General features: G+C 62.8%; 11 protein-coding genes. 4 read left to right on the forward strand and 7 right to left on the reverse strand.

Features of this window, described 5'->3' with window-relative positions:
- Nucleotides 1-242 precede the first annotated feature (242 nt).
- The 3 genes from D779_RS03735 (at nucleotide 243) to D779_RS03745 (ending at nucleotide 3,518) form a co-directional block, all read left to right on the forward strand.
- Complete coding sequence (locus D779_RS03735; RefSeq protein ID WP_052347783.1) at nucleotides 243-2,288, forward strand: ribonucleoside triphosphate reductase; 2,046 nt, start codon at nucleotides 243-245, stop codon at nucleotides 2,286-2,288.
- Nucleotides 2,289-2,335: 47 nt separating this feature from the next.
- The gene (nrdD, locus tag D779_RS23085) at nucleotides 2,336-2,527 is read left to right on the forward strand and encodes an anaerobic ribonucleoside-triphosphate reductase (protein ID WP_043749686.1); all 192 of its coding nucleotides are present in this window, start codon (nucleotides 2,336-2,338) and stop codon (nucleotides 2,525-2,527) included.
- A gap of 217 nt (nucleotides 2,528-2,744) precedes the next feature.
- Complete coding sequence (locus D779_RS03745) at nucleotides 2,745-3,518, forward strand: anaerobic ribonucleoside-triphosphate reductase activating protein (protein WP_081763309.1); 774 nt, start codon at nucleotides 2,745-2,747, stop codon at nucleotides 3,516-3,518.
- Between the two features lie 5 nt (nucleotides 3,519-3,523).
- Here the strand turns inward: D779_RS03745 and D779_RS03750 are convergent, their stop codons facing one another.
- The 6 genes from D779_RS03750 to D779_RS03775 all read right to left on the reverse strand — a co-directional run bounded on the left by D779_RS03750 (nucleotide 3,524) and on the right by D779_RS03775 (nucleotide 11,513).
- Complete coding sequence (locus tag D779_RS03750) at nucleotides 3,524-3,859, reverse strand: hypothetical protein (protein WP_043749619.1); 336 nt, start codon at nucleotides 3,857-3,859, stop codon at nucleotides 3,524-3,526.
- A 348-nt stretch (nucleotides 3,860-4,207) separates the two neighbouring features.
- A complete protein-coding gene (locus D779_RS03755) occupies nucleotides 4,208-4,648 on the reverse strand; it encodes a septal ring lytic transglycosylase RlpA family protein (protein WP_043749622.1) in 441 nt (146 codons plus the stop codon).
- 242 nt (nucleotides 4,649-4,890) lie between these two features.
- Nucleotides 4,891-6,582: a L,D-transpeptidase family protein gene (locus tag D779_RS03760; RefSeq protein WP_043749625.1), complete on the reverse strand. Its 1,692-nt coding sequence runs from the start codon at nucleotides 6,580-6,582 to the stop codon at nucleotides 4,891-4,893.
- A 116-nt stretch (nucleotides 6,583-6,698) separates the two neighbouring features.
- Nucleotides 6,699-8,189, reverse strand: a complete 1,491-nt coding sequence (locus D779_RS03765) for a SpoVR family protein (protein WP_043749628.1) — start codon at nucleotides 8,187-8,189, stop codon at nucleotides 6,699-6,701.
- Entirely contained in the window at nucleotides 8,186-9,457 is a 1,272-nt protein-coding gene (locus tag D779_RS03770) for a YeaH/YhbH family protein (RefSeq protein WP_043749632.1), read from the reverse strand. The genes D779_RS03765 and D779_RS03770 overlap by 4 nt, the downstream gene beginning before the upstream one ends.
- 133 nt (nucleotides 9,458-9,590) lie before the next feature.
- Nucleotides 9,591-11,513 (reverse strand): PrkA family serine protein kinase, encoded by a 1,923-nt coding sequence (locus D779_RS03775; RefSeq protein ID WP_043749636.1) that lies wholly within the window; start codon nucleotides 11,511-11,513, stop codon nucleotides 9,591-9,593.
- Nucleotides 11,514-12,080: 567 nt separating this feature from the next.
- Between D779_RS03775 and ilvA the strand changes: the two genes are divergently transcribed.
- Nucleotides 12,081-13,619: a threonine ammonia-lyase, biosynthetic gene (gene ilvA / locus D779_RS03780; RefSeq protein WP_043749641.1), complete on the forward strand. Its 1,539-nt coding sequence runs from the start codon at nucleotides 12,081-12,083 to the stop codon at nucleotides 13,617-13,619.
- A 19-nt stretch (nucleotides 13,620-13,638) separates the two neighbouring features.
- Here the strand turns inward: ilvA and D779_RS23260 are convergent, their stop codons facing one another.
- Entirely contained in the window at nucleotides 13,639-14,250 is a 612-nt protein-coding gene (locus D779_RS23260; protein ID WP_081763310.1) for a class I SAM-dependent methyltransferase, read from the reverse strand.
- Between the last annotated feature and the right edge of the window lie 1,230 nt (nucleotides 14,251-15,480).

Raw genomic sequence — 15,480 nt, forward strand, 5'->3', positions numbered from 1 at the left:
GTCGCAAATGGGCGATCTTCAAGGTCTTACCCAGAAACGCCCCCTATCGGCCGTCCCGGATATGGGCGCAGTTCCAGGTCGGCCGGCGGTCTTCCCGCCGCACGACGGGCCGCTCGAGCGCAAGACCCAGATGACTCCAGGTTGATCCCTGTCAATGAATCCAAAAGCCGGTCGACACAGCATCTAGTTGAGGCTAAACTTCGCGCCACAAGATATAGCGTCACTTTTTTCAGAGAGTCACCATGGGAACCGGTCAGTCAAGCTTTCCAACATTGCCGACGCGCATCCGCAAGCGCGACGGCTCCGAGGTCCGTTTCGACGCCTCCAAGATCGAATCTGCGATCCTGCGCGCCGGACAGGCCACGGGCGAGTTCGGACAGCTCGAGACCGGTCTGCTCACCGCTCAGATCGTCAAGGTGCTGGCACACCGCTTCAGCGAGGGACGCCTGCCCGACATCGAGGACATCCAGGATGTCGTCGAGCAGACCCTGATCGCGGCCAACCATTTCGGGACCGCGCGCGCCTACATCGTCTACCGCGAGCAGCGCAAGAAGCTGCGGACCGACAGCCGCACCCTGGTCGATGTCAGCGGCTCCATCAACGAGTACCTGGACCGCTCGGACTGGCGCGTGGCCGCCAACGCCAACCAGGGCTACTCGCTCGGAGGGCTCATCCTCAACACCTCGGGCAAGATGATCGCCAACTACTGGCTGAGCCATGTCTACCCGCCCGAGATCGGTCAGGCCCACCGCGCGGGCGACCTACACATACACGATCTGGATATGCTCTCCGGCTATTGCGCCGGCTGGTCGCTGCGCACATTGCTCAACGAGGGACTGAACGGCGTGCCCGGAAAGGTCGAGGCCGGCGCGCCCAAGCACATGTCCTCCGCCGTCGGGCAGATCGTCAATTTCCTCGGCACGCTGCAGAACGAATGGGCGGGCGCCCAGGCATTCTCGAGTTTCGACACCTACATGGCGCCCTTCGTGCGCGTCGACGAGCTGTCCTATTCACGGGTCAAGCAGTACATCCAGGAGCTGATCTACAACCTGAACGTACCCTCGCGCTGGGGCACCCAGACGCCCTTCACCAATCTGACCTTCGACTGGGTCTGCCCGGAGGATCTGCGCGATCAGGTGCCTGTGATCGGCGGCCAGGAGCAGCCATTCACCTACGGCGATCTCCAGGCCGAGATGGACATGATCAATCGCGCCTACATCGAGGTCATGACCGAGGGCGACGCCAAGGGCCGGATCTTCACCTTCCCGATCCCGACCTACAACATCACCCCGGACTTTCCCTGGGAGAGCGAGAACGCCGAACTGCTGTTCGAGATGACCGCGAAGTACGGCCTGCCCTACTTCCAGAACTTCATCAACTCCGAACTCACGCCCAACATGGTGCGCTCCATGTGCTGCCGGCTGCAGCTCGACCTGCGCGAGCTGCTCAAGCGCGGCAACGGACTCTTCGGCTCGGCCGAGCAGACCGGATCGCTCGGGGTGGTCACCATCAACTGCGCCCGTCTCGGCCACACCCACAAGGGTGACGAGGCCGGCCTCCTGGCGCGGCTCGACGAACTGCTCGACATCGCCCGCAACAGCCTCGAGATCAAGCGCAAGGTCATCAAGCGTCACATGGACGCCGGGCTCTTCCCCTATACCAAGCGCTATCTGGGCACATTGCGGAATCACTTCTCGACGATCGGGGTGAACGGCATCAACGAGATGATCCGCAACTTCAGCGGCGACGCCGACGACATCACGACCAAACAGGGTCATGCATTGGCGACCCGTCTGCTCGATCATGTCCGCAGCCGCATGCTGGAGTTCCAGGAGAGCACAGGCAACATGTACAACCTGGAGGCCACCCCCGCCGAGGGGACGACCTACCGCTTCGCCCGCGAGGACCAGAAGCGCTATCCGGACATCATCCAGGCCGGCACCCGGGAGACCCCCTACTACACCAACAGCTCGCAGCTGCCGGTCGGCTACACCGACGATCCCTTCGAGGCCCTGGCCATGCAGGAGGATCTGCAGACCAAGTACACCGGGGGTACCGTGCTGCACCTTTATATGAGCGAGCAGATCTCGTCGACCGACGCCTGCCGCCGTCTGGTGCGCCGTGCGCTGGAAAACTTCCGCCAGCCCTACATCACCATCACGCCGGTGTTCTCCATCTGCCCCAAGCACGGCTACATCGCCGGCGAGCACCAATACTGCCCGATCTGCGACAAGGAGCTGATCGCGCGCAAACAGGCCGAGACCTCGGCTACCGAAGCACACGCATGAACGACCACCGGGTCGCCAACCCGCACGAATACAAGGAGATCGCCACCATGAACGACGCACGCATCCAACTCACCGACGAAGAACGCACCCCTTGCGAGGTCTGGACCCGCGTCATGGGCTATCATCGTCCGGTCTCTGCCTTCAACACCGGCAAACGCGCCGAGCACGCCGACCGCTGCTACTTCAACGAGAGCCCCAAGGGCTCCGTGCAGCGCCGCGAGCAGCTGGCCGCCGCCTAGTACAGAGCAACAGGCCCCGTCTCTGCCAAGGAGACGGTCCCGACGAACCGTAGGAGCCCGCTTGCGGGCGAATCTCTTGTGGGACACGCTGGCGCAATCGCCGGCAAGTCGGCTCCTACGGCCAGAAGGGTTGGAACCGAAAGCGCTGTCTGCCGTCAGCCGACCAGCTCGTCGAATTCAGCGCCTTGGCCAACAGGCGAGACCAGCGAAAAGCCTCATGAGCCATCCTCTCAACCAAGCGACGCAGCAGCATTCGCTCGATTGCACCGAGTCCCGCTTGAAGCCGACCCCGACGCCCGACGCCGACAGGCTCCGCATCGGCGGATTCACCAGGCTTACGACCATCGACTATCCGGGCGAACTCTCTGCCGTCGTCTTCTGCCAGGGCTGCCCCTGGCGCTGCCGATACTGCCACAACGCCGACCTGCTGGACGCTGGCACACCGGGATTCATCCCCTGGCCGGACATCCGCGGATTTCTCGAACAGCGCATCGGCCTGCTCGACGCACTCGTCTTCAGCGGCGGCGAACCCACCGCCCAAAGCGCACTCGGCGCGGCCATACGGGAGACCCGCGCGCTCGGATTCAAGGTCGGCCTGCATACTGGCGGCGCCTATCCGGACCGACTTCGCGCACTGCTTCCGCTGGTCGACTGGGTCGGCCTCGACATCAAGGCCCTGCCCCGGGAGTATCCCGCCATCACGGGCGTCGCCGACTCGGGCCTGCGTGCCTGGGAGAGTCTGGACCTGCTGCTCGCCGCCCGCGTGCCCGTGGAGGTCCGCACCACCCTGATGCCGGACTGGACGCCCGAGCAGATCGCCGAACTCGCGCATGGAATCGCCGATGCAGGCGTGGAGCATTACTGCATCCAGGCGTGCGATACCGACCATGCTCTCGACCAAGGACTGGAGATGTCCTTGGCGGGAATGAGCGAGCGGATCGGTTTGATCAAGACGCAACGATTCGCGAGCTTCAAGACGCGCGGCACCTGACCGCATCAACGACAAAGGGCTTGCCTCTCCCAACGGCGGCAACTGTTCAGTGCGCTGATCTCGACGCAAACGCTCTTGATGAAGCAACCGCTCGCGGCGTCCCAATTGCACTGGTTGCTCAAGCGGCAGGTATTGAGAGTGCTGACCGACAGACAGTCCTCGACGCACGAGACACCCCTGACGCCGTAGACCGTCTCGGCCAGTACGCAGCCGAAATTCCCCTGAACGATACATCGGCTGCTCTGGACGGGCTTCAGAACCACATCCTCGTCGTCATCGGCCAAGACGATGCCGCCGAAAAACAGCGCGATCAGACACGAGACTGCGGCGATCCTCTTCATACGATACCCCCTCACACTGATCCATGGACACCGGCTCCAATCCGAGAGCGCGCATCGGCGCATGCCCGGGCATTGAATCCGCCGCTCTATCGAAAAGAGACCGTCCAAGACGATCTTCACGCCCTGTCGTGCGGTCAGAAGTGTAAACCATGACCGGTCGTAGGGGAGATGCTGCGGGGATGATGCCGCAAGAGGCTTGGCGTAGACCGGTGAGGAAAAGGATCTACCGAAGGCTCGCGGGGGATTCGTTCAGAGAGCTGATGCACGCCGAACGATCATGCAGGGGGTCTTGCAAGGGAACAAGCGAATGGGGGATGGACGAATCGAGGCCGCCCACCCCCAACCGAATCAGAAGAGATCCATCATCATCTGCTGAGCGTCGGCGACCGTCAGGCCGGACCCTGTCGAGGACGGGGCACGTCCGCCACCCATGATCTCGAGCCGAACCTTGGCAACCCCTCTGCCGAGCATTCCGAGCTCGCGGGCGGCACCCTTGGAAAGATCGATGGTGCGCCCCCTGATGTAGGGACCGCGATCGTTGATGACCACCTCGACGGAACGCCCGTTGGAGGTGTTGGTGACCATGACGCGGGTACCGAACTCGAGGGTCCGATGAGCCGCCGTCAGTGCATTCATGTTGAATCGCTCGCCGCTGGCGGTTTGGCGTCCGTTGAAGCGTTCTCCGTAATAGGAGGCGACGCCCTGGGTGACCATGGCATTGGCCTGGGCGAAGGGCAGGAGCGAACAGATGAAAAACAAGGGCGTGAGCCAGATGCGTCGGTTGACCAAAACGCTTCCTCCGCGTATCACTTGGTGTTTGGGCGCCTCGGAAAAACCCCTCGGCTGGTGAAAGACGCGGCATTCTAACCGGCGGAAGGACACGGCGGCCAGCAAAAACAGCCCACGGGAAGATTAAGATCAATTAATAGATATCGCGTCCAGCCTTCTGGAATTTCGAGAATTCCGGTTTCGAGCCCAGACGCGGAGCAGAGGAGACGAGCGCGTCTACCCACATGAAACGCTGCATATCTCTAGCGCTCGGCCCGGGTGAGACGAACACCATTCGATGACGCCCCATCCTCGTCGCCGGACGAGTTCGGTGGGTGCCTCTCGTCCTCGGCGGGCTCCTGGGGTTCGGGGAATGCGATGCGGGCACCGCGCGCGGGACCCGCGAGGAACGCCTCGCGCAGGGCCGCGTCGCGACCGTAGATATCGGGCCGAAAATGCGTTCCGGATGCGTCCGCATAGGCCGTCAGGTAGTAGAGCAGCACGGGCAGGTGCTCATCGAGATTGATGTAGCGGGTGCGCTGCGCACCGATGATGCGATCGATGGCGGCCCGATCCCAGGATGAGCCATCGAGCACGAGTTCGGCCAGACGCTCCGGATCCTGCACCCGCACGCAGCCGTGACTCAGGGCTCGCCGCGAGCGCCCGAAGAGCCCGCGGCTCGGGGTATCGTGGAGATAGACCGAGTGACGGTTGGGAAACATGAACTTGACCCGCCCCAGGGCGTTGCGCGGTCCCGGCTTCTGCACGAGCTGATAGCGTCTGTAGTTGCTCGCGTCTCCTCCCGAGACCTTGCGACCGGTACGACGATCGATCAGGGTATAGCTCGCCGAGACGCGCCCCATCTTCTTCTGAATGGAGATGGGTACCGACCAGGTCGGATTGAAGACGAGGTGGTCCATCTCGTCGCGAAACATGGGCGTCTGGGCTTCCGCCGTACCCACGATGACGCGCGTCTCCCATTGGATCCGCCGGTCCCGGATCAGACGCACCTGATAGTCGGCGACGTCGACGAAAAGATAGTCCGGAGGCAGATCCTCGTAGAGCCAGCGCATCCGCTCCAGGTTGATACGGATCTGCGCCAGCCGTTTCTCGTCGAACGGGGCGTTCATGGCCCCGACGGTCGCCGGCCCCACGATGCCGTCCGCAGACAGACCGGAGCGGCGCTGGAACCCCATGACCGCCTGGCGCAGCGCCTCGTCGAACAGCGTCGGATCCTCGGGCTCGACCAGATCCTCGTCGCCGAAGAGGATCAGACGCTCGCGGATCGGGGGAACGCGGGAATTGCGGTCGCCCCGTGTCAGCAACCGTCCGCCAGGCAGCGGAGGCAGGTCCTCGAGATGAGCCTTGGCCGCATAGGCGGCCAATCCCTTCTTGAGATCGCGATACCAGAAAGGCTCCTCGAATCGGGAGGCCATGAAGGCGCCCATGTTCTCGGCCTCCAGCGCGCCGGACATCTCGGCGATGAGCTTCTCCGCTGGGGCCGGGGCACGGTCGTTCCATTTCGGGTCGATGGCGACCATATCGACCTTGCCGTAGCGGGTATGGTGGACATAGCGCAGCAGCGCATCGCTGAGGAGGACATCCATCGCGATCCGCTCGGATTCGCCCACTTCGTCGAGCGCGCCCCCGGCAACCATGCCCCCCAGCGTCTCGGCATGGAAATCATGGGGCGAGAACCCTGCCGACCGGGATTCCTCGACCAGATCGAGCAGCGCCCGAACGCGGCGCGGATCGGTCCATACGAACTCGCCGCCACGCTTGGCGTAGAAATCGGCCAGAAGGCGGCCGGATAGCAGAGGGACACCGGCCATCTCGACCGTCTCGGCATCCCTCACCGCGTCCAGGGTACGGGTCAAGAGATCGTTCGCGAATGCCCAGGCGGGCGTCAGGACCAGGAACAGGCAGACCAATCTCGGATAGGCACGATACTTCATCGGCGGGCCTCTGATGCGGACTCAGCAATGATCGCCAGGATGTGGATGTTAGACGAGATCCCCGTGCAACTGAATTGGCTGGCGGCCGCCAGCTGGAGGCCGACCGCGTCCTCCAATCACGCCTCTCCGATCAATTGGACCCGCCCCTGATCGTCGACGGTCTCCAGCCGTACGGCAAATCCCCAAAGCCGACGGATATGACGCAGCATCTCCTCGACCGAATCCCCCAGGGGCCGGCGGTTGTGCGTGAAGTGACGCAGCGTCATGGAGCGATCGCCTCGACGGTCGACGCTGAAGACCTGGATGTTCGGCTCGCGGCTGCCGAGGTTGTACTGCTCGGCCAGCGACTGCCTCAGGGCCCGATAGCCCTGCTCCTCATGGATGGCCGTCACCTGCATGTGCTCCTCGCGATCGTCGTCGCAGATGGAGAAGAGGCGGAACTCGCGCATCAGCGTCGGCGACAGGAACTGGGCGATGAAGCTCTCGTCCTTGAAGTTGCGCATGGCGAAGTCCAGCACCTTTTTCCAGTCGCCTCCGGCGATGTCAGGGAACCAGTAGCGGTCCTCGTCGGTGGGCTCCTCGCAGATGCGGCGGATGTCGCGCATCATGGCGAAGCCGAGCGCGTAGGGATTGATGCCGCTGTAATAGGGCACATCGAAGGGAGGCTGGAAGACCACGCCGGTATGCGACTGCAGGAACTCCATCATGAAGCCGTCGGTGACATGGCCATCGTCGTAGAGATGGTTCAGCAGGGTGTAGTGCCAGTAGGTAGCCCAGCCCTCGTTCATGACCTGGGTCTGACGCTGGGGATAGAAGTACTGGCCGATCTTGCGCACGATGCGCACCACCTCGCGCTGCCAGGGCTCGAGCAAGGGCGCGTTCTTCTCGATGAAATAGAGCAGGTTCTCCTGGGGCTCCTCGGGCCAGCGCCGCTCGGCCTGCTCCTCGGCCGCACCCCCGTGCAGCGGCAGGGTGCGCCAGAGATCGTTGATCTGGTATTGCAGATAGTCCTCGCGCTCGCGCTGACGGCGCTGCTCCTCGGCCATGGTAAGCGGCGCCGGACGCTTGTAGCGGTCGACGCCGTGATTCATGAGCGCATGACAGGAGTCGAGCAGCAGCTCGACCTCCTCGTGACCGTAGCGCTCCTCGCACTGGGCGATGTATTTCCGCGCAAAGACCAGATAGTCGATGATGGCGTCGGCGCTGGTCCAGGTACGGAACAGATAGTTGCCCTTGAAGAAACTGTTGTGTCCGTAGCAGGCGTGCGCTATCACCAGGGCCTGCATCGGCAGGCTGTTCTCCTCCATCAGATAGGCGATGCAGGGATCGGAGTTGATGACGATCTCGTAGGCGAGCCCCATCTGGCCGCGACGATAGGTCTGCTCGGTCGAGACGAACTGCTTGCCGAACGACCAGTGATGGTAATAGATGGGCAGACCGACCGACGAATAGGCGTCGATCATCTGCTCCGAACTGATGACCTCGACCTGGTTGGCATAGGTGTCCAATCCGTAGACGTTGTGGGCCAGATTGGCGATCTCGCGATCGAAGCGCTCGAGCAGCGGGAAGGACCATTCGGAGGAGTCGGTGATGAGTTTCTTGGTCATGCTTCCTGCCTCTTGAACAGCTCCCGGAACACGGGAAAGATGTCCTCGGCCCCGCCGATCTCCTGCATGGCGAAATGCGGATGGGCGGCCATCACCTCCTGGTAGGCATACCAGAGACTCTGGTGCTGACGCGGGGTGATCTCGACATAGGCGAAGTAGCGCATCAGCGGCATCAGCTGCTGGATCATGATGTCGCGGCAGACGCCCGAATCCGAATCCCAGTTGTCGCCGTCCGAGGCCTGGGCCGCATAGATGTTCCAGACGCTCGAGTCATAGCGCTCCTTCACCACCTCGTAGGCCAGGTTCAGCGCGCTCGACACCACGGTTCCGCCGGTCTCGCGCGAATAGAAGAACTCCTGCTCGTCCACCTCCTGGGCGATGGTGTGATGGCGGATGAAGACCACCTCGATCTTGTCGTAATTGCGCTGCAGGAACAGATAGAGAAGGATGAAGAAGCGCTTGGCCAGGTTCTTGCGCACCTGGTCCATGGAGCCGGAGACGTCCATGATGCAGAGCATCACCGCCTTGCTGGTCGGCTGCGGATCCTTGACGAAGCTCTGGAAGCGCAGGTCGAAGGTATCGATGAAGGGCAGCGCGGCGATGCGGGTCTTGAGCCGGTCGATCTCCTCGCGCCGCTCGCGCACCTGGATATCGTCCTCGGCCACCCCGGAGGCCAGCAGCCCCTCGATCTCCTCCTCCAGCTCGCGGATGCGCGACCGCGAAGGCGCACCGAGGGCCGTACGGCGCGCGATGGCGCCTTTGAGCGAGCGCACCACATCGATGTTGTTGGGCGCGCCCTGGGTCGCGTAGCCGGCGCGGACCGTCTTGAATTCGGTGGTCCCGATCAACTGGTTGCGCACCAGGTTGGGCAGTTCCAGATCGTCGAAGAGCAGATCGAGGAATTCCTCGCGCGAGAGCTCGAAGACGAAGTCGTCCTCTCCGGCGCCACCCTTCCCGGCCTTGCCCTGACCGGAGCCCTCTCCGCTCCCGCCCTCGGGCCGGCGGATCTTGTCGCCACGCATGAACTCCTTGTTGCCCGGGTGGACCATGTCGCGCACGCCGCCCTTGCCGTGATGGAAGACCGGCTCGGTGATGTCGCGAGAGGGAATGCCCACCTTCTCGCCCGAATCGATGTCGGTGATGCTCCGGTTGTCGACCGCATCGGCCACGGCCCGCTTGAGCTGCGTCTTGTAGCGCTTGAGGAAGCGCTGGCGGTTGACCGCGCTCTTGTTCCTGCCGTTCAGACGCCGATCGATGAAATGTGACATATGCGCTGCTTTCTCTGCGTCTAGGCGGTTGATCGTTCGATGGGCGACCAGCCGGCTGCCGCCAGCCTTCGGCGATCGACTCGCCGGCACCGGTGCGGACGCTCGCGCATCCGTTCCGGCGGCCCGCCGCGGATCACTGTGACTTCCGGACCCGCAGATACCATTCGGACAGAAGCCGGACCTGCTTGGCGGTATAGCCCTTGTCGGTCATGCGGTCGACGAACTGGTCGTGCTTCTTCTGCTCGTCCACCGACGCCTTGGCGTTGAAGGAGATGACCGGCAGCAGATCCTCGGTGTTGGAGAACATCTTCTTCTCGATCACCACGCGCAGCTTCTCGTAGCTGGTCCACCTGGGATTGGCCCCGGCGTTGTTGGCGCGGGCGCGCAACACGAAGTTGACGATCTCGTTGCGGAAGTCCTTGGGATTGGAGATGCCGGCCGGCTTCTCGATCTTCTCCAGCTCCTCGTTGAGGGTGGAGCGGTTCATCATCTCGCCGGTGTCCGGATCCCGGTATTCCTGATCCTGGATCCAGTAGTCGGCATAGGTGACGTAGCGATCGAAGATGTTCTGACCGTACTCGGCATAGGACTCCAGATAGGCCGTCTGCAGCTCCTTGCCGATGAACTCGGCATAGCGCGGGGACAGGTACTGCTTGAGGAATCCGAGATAGCGCTCCTGGGTCTCTGGCGGCAGCTGCTCGCGGGCGATCTGGCGCTCCAGCACGTAGAGCAGATGCACCGGGTTGGCGGCGACCTCGGCGTGATCGAAGTTGAACACCTGCGAGAGGATCTTGAAGGCGAAGCGGGTCGAGATGCCCGACATGCCCTCGTCGACCCCGGCATAGTCGTGATACTCCTGGACCGACTTGGCCTTGGGATCCGTGTCCTTGAGGTTCTCGCCGTTGTAGACCCGCATCTTGGAGAAGATGCTGGAGTTCTCCGGCTCCTTGAGGCGGGTGAGCACCGAGAACTGGGCCATCATCTCCAGCGTGCCCGGGGCGCAGGTGGCGTGCGAGAGCGAGCTGTTGCGCAGCAGCTTGCCGTAGATCTGCACCTCCTCGTCGACCCGCAGGCAGTAGGGCACCTTGACGATGAAGACGCGGTCGAGGAAGGCCTCGTTGTTCTTGTTGTTGCGGAAGCTCTGCCATTCCGACTCGTTCGAGTGGGCCAGAATGATCCCCTGGAAGGGTAGCGCCGAGAGCCCCTCGGTCCCATTGTAGTTGCCCTCCTGGGTCGCGGTCAGCAGCGGATGCAGCACCTTGATCGGCGCCTTGAACATCTCGACGAACTCCATCAGGCCCTGATTGGCCCGGCAGAGCGCGCCCGAATAGCTGTAGGCGTCGGCATCGTTCTGGGCATAGCGCTCCAGCTGGCGGATGTCGACCTTGCCGACCAGGGAGGAGATGTCCTGATTGTTCTCGTCGCCCGGCTCCGTCTTGGCGACGGCGATCTGCTCCAGGATGGACGGATAGAGCTTGACCACCTTGAATCGGGTGATGTCGCCGTTGTACTCCTGCAGCCGTTTCACCGCCCAGGGCGACATGATGGTGCGCAGGTAGCGGCGCGGGATGCCGTAGTCCTCCTCGAGGATGGCCCCATCCTCTTCCGGCGAGAAGAGGCTGAGCGGCGACTCGAACACGGGCGAGCCGTGGATGGCATAGAAGGGCCTCTCCTGCATCAGCTCCTTGAGCTTCTCGGCCAGTGACGACTTGCCGCCGCCCACCGGCCCCAGAAGATAGAGGATCTGCTTCTTCTCCTCCAGTCCCTGTGAGGCATGTTTCAGATAGGAGACGAGATGCTCTATCGACTCCTCCATGCCATAGAATTCTGAGAAGGCGGGGTATCGGCGCAACACCTTGTTCTGGAAGATACGGCTCAAACGCGGATCGTCACGCGTATCGACCAGGGTCGGCTCTCCGATCGCCATCAGGAGACGCTCGGCCGAGCCCGCGTAGGCGCTCGGATCCTCCTTGCAGAGATCCAGATACTCGTTCAGGCTCATCACCTCCTCGCGGGAGGACTCGTAACGTGCCTGATAGCGCTCGAAGATCGACATAGACATAACCTCGCTCGGAAGCTGATGATGCTCGCCCGCCCTTCGTGCCGGCCGCGTCACTCAGTGGATAGGACGTTCGGGGCGGGAGGAAGAAAAGACAAGGCACGCTGCTTTGCTGCAAAAATCGCGCCACGACCTTGCAGCGGGGTGTCGTATCGCCGCCACCCATGGCGGATCCCGCACACCCGAGACCGCCACGCCCGGCGGAACATCCAATTCGCACTTCCTTGGTGCAGCACGCGCGGCGAGTCGCACCAGCACGGCTCGAAGGTGAATCGCAACCGGCCACGCATGACCGCATCCCCATAGGATCCCTTTTCCCTGCGCTGGTTCAACGACGCCGACATGCCCCGCAACAGCGCGGAGATCAAGTCGAACAGCTGCAACAGAGGGTGGAGATGGTGTCCCCGGGCCCATGCTCCAAGGACAAGAAGGGTCCGGCCCCAGAGACGCCGTACATCGGCATCGGCCGCCGATCCTTCGCAGCCAGACCGCCAAGATCCAGGACATGAAGCGCCATTCGTTCCTGTAACATGACGCCATCACCGAGCAGTACCAAGGTTCGCCATGCCCGATACCTATATCGAACGCATCCTCAAGGCGCGCGTTTACGACGTGGCTCACGAAACGCCGCTGACCCGCGCGCCCCAGCTCTCCAGCCGTCTGGGCAACGAGGTCTTCCTCAAGCGCGAGGACCTGCAGCCGGTCTTTTCCTTCAAGCTCCGCGGCGCCTACAACAAACTCGCCCAGCTCGCCCCCGAGATCCGTGCCAAGGGCGTGATCGCCGCCAGCGCGGGCAACCACGCCCAAGGGGTCGCGCTCGGCGCCAGCCGGCTCGGCGTCCAGGCGACCATCGTCATGCCCCGCACCACGCCCGGCATCAAGGTGCGCTCGGTGCGCGCCTTCGGCGGCAAGGCGGTGCTGCACGGCGATTCCTACGACGAGGCCTATGCCCACGCCATGGAACTGGTCGCGGAGAAGGGACTGACCTTCCTGCATCCGTTCGACGACCCGGACGTGATCGCCGGGCAGGGCACCATCGGCATGGAGATCCTGCGCCAGCACCCGGAGCCGCCCCACGCCATCTTCGTTCCCGTGGGCGGAGGCGGGCTGATCGCCGGCGTCGCGGCCTACGTCAAATGGCTCTATCCGCAGGTGAAGATCATCGGGGTCGAGCCCGCCGAGGCGCCGACCCTGCATGCCGCGCTGGCGGCGGGAGAGCGGGTGGAACTGCCGCAGGTCGGTCTCTTCGCCGACGGGGTGGCGGTGAGACGGATCGGAGAGGAGAGCTTCCGCGTCGCCCGCGAGCGGGTCGACGAGGTGGTTCTGGTCAGCACGGACGAGATCTGCGCCGCCATCAAGGACATCTTCGACGACACCCGAGGTATCGCCGAGCCGGCCGGCGCCCTGGCGGTGGCCGGGCTGAAGCGCTGGGTCGAGCGCAACGGTATCCGGGGCGCCCATCTGATCGCCATCGAGAGCGGCGCCAACATCAACTTCGACCGGCTGCGTCACGTCGCCGAACGCGCCGAGCTCGGCGAACACCGCGAGGCCCTGCTGGCCGTCGAGATCCCCGAGCGTCCGGGCAGCTTCCTCGCCTTCTGCCGCACCCTCGGCAAGCGCCAGGTCACCGAATTCAACTATCGCTTTGCGGACCCGCGCAGGGCTCAGGTCTTCGTCGGGGTCGAGCTGGCCCGAGGGGACGAGGAACGCGCCGAGCTGATCGCCCGCTTCACCGAGAAGGATTTCGAGGTCGTCGACATGACGGAGAACGAGACGGCCAAGCAGCACGTCCGCTTCATGGTCGGCGGCCACGCCCCGGGGATCGAGCACGAGACGCTGGTTCGACTGGAATTCCCCGAGCGCCCGGGCGCGCTACTGAACTTCCTGGCGGCCCTGGGCAAGCGCTGGAACATCAGCCTGTTCCACTATCGCAATCACGGTGCGGCCTACGGGCGCGTGCTCATGGGCGCCCAGGTGCCGCCCGAGGAACGCGAAGCCTTTCGCCGGTCGCTCGACGGCCTGGGGTATCCCTATTGGGAGGAGACCGACAATCCGGCCTATCGGATCTTCGCGGGGCCGGGAAACGAAACCGGTTCGAAATAGAGCGGCCAGCACGACAAGGTCAACGGTCGATGACGAGCAGATATCCGCGCGTGCCGACTTTGCGGTGGGCCTTCCAAGAGATGAGCCTTCCCTCGTGACGGTGTTCGAATTCTTCGGCGAGGCGCAAAAAGGATATTCGCCCAGGATCGGCCAGCAGGATCCGCCGGACCCCCTGAGACAGCGCACGCGCGATCAAACGCCGAAGCTGCGTTGCGAGTTCCGGCCAAAAACAGATATCGGCACCCAGCAGAACGTCATGCTCTCTGAGGGTCTGATCGGCAAGCCGATCGAAGGTGACCTCATGGGTCCGCACCTGGACGGCGTTCAGACGGATGTGCGCCTCGACGAAGGGAAAGACCAATGGATCCGCATCGACCAACATGACGTCGACAGGGAAGTGCTTGGCGCAATAGATCCCCAGCAAACCCCATCCGCAACCGAGCTCCATGACCCGCTCGCCTGCTGTCAGGGGATTCTGAGCCAGATAATCCATCAGCATGAAACTGGATCGCCAGACTTGAGTGCCATGCATGGTCGGCAGTGAATGCTCCTTGCTGAGCAAGCGAACCAGCGGATGCGTACGCTGCAGGAACTTGACTCCGTAACGAGTACGCACATGAGCACGAGACATGACTGACTACCGATCCCACGACCAAAGCGCCCTGCCCCCAGCCCGAGGATCTTGAGCGAGAACGAGCAGAAACCAACGTATCCCTCGTCGATTTTGCCCCCCTCATCCGAGGATCCCCACGCGAGGTGCCCACGACTTGACGGGGAGGCTGACCAGCGGCTTCAAGAACGCTAGCGGCCTTCCAAGACCCGAACCCGCTCTTTCAGGGCGTCCAATTCGGAACGACCACTCATACCCGGATTGCCCGATCCATAGATCGCATCACGACCAGGAGACATGGAGGGCGCGGCATGATTGAAGAAAGACGGAGGCGAATCGAGTGGAGCTCGACCAAATTGGCCAGGCACGCCCGGGGCGTTGCCATAAACGCCGGGACCGGCATATCCGGGGGGCATTCCCTGCCCGCCTGGCAAACCATGGAAACCAGGAACAGGGGCTCCATGCTGGCCACGACCGCCGCCACCGTACCCGTAGGGCGTGTTCCAGTCAGTTGGGCGGCCGTAGCTTCCTGGAGGTCGGTAACCCTCCGGTGCGCCATAGCTGCCCGGCAAAGACCTGCCTCGGCCGTCGTTGCGGTCTCCGTCCATCCACCTGGAAGGGTTCATCATGTTGCCCATATCGAATGCCAGGGCATAACCAGCGCTTGCGATGAGACTCGCCCCCATCAATACGGCGAGCGTCGCGGGAGATTTCAGTCGTTCGAACATGCGGGGTCCTCGTCTGTAAGGATTATCGTTATAGGAAAACAGCAGTCTGACTGCAGACGCACGATCAAACCGATGCTCTTTACGCAAGAGCATCGGTTTGATGATACGTTACGGTCTATCGATCTGAGATGGACGAGACGTCCGGGCTTTGGCCGAATAAGGCCAAATCAACTCGAGCAGGATATCTTCGAAGAACCACCACTAGCCTGTTCATTGGACAGGGTGGACATTGAACATGCCAACAAAGCTTTGTAGAGAAGCTCTTCGGCTAACTGCAAGCCGATTGCGAAAAACAAAGAGGACGGTGTCGATCAATCGATCCAGAAACCCCGATAATATTCCTGACCCGACCCGCTCATGACATAGTGCCGAGCCCGACATTGACGGTTAGCGCTATCGCAAGCTATCACCGCCGCATCGAGTCGATCGAAAGGTAAGCGTTCAGACCCTCCTCCTCCCTTGGGGACGTGAAGACAGACGGGCTCCGCTATGGCAAAGTCAAAACCACGACCTAAACGACGCC

The organism is Imhoffiella purpurea, assembly GCF_000585215.1.
Classification (GTDB): Bacteria; Pseudomonadota; Gammaproteobacteria; order Chromatiales; family Chromatiaceae; genus Imhoffiella; species Imhoffiella purpurea.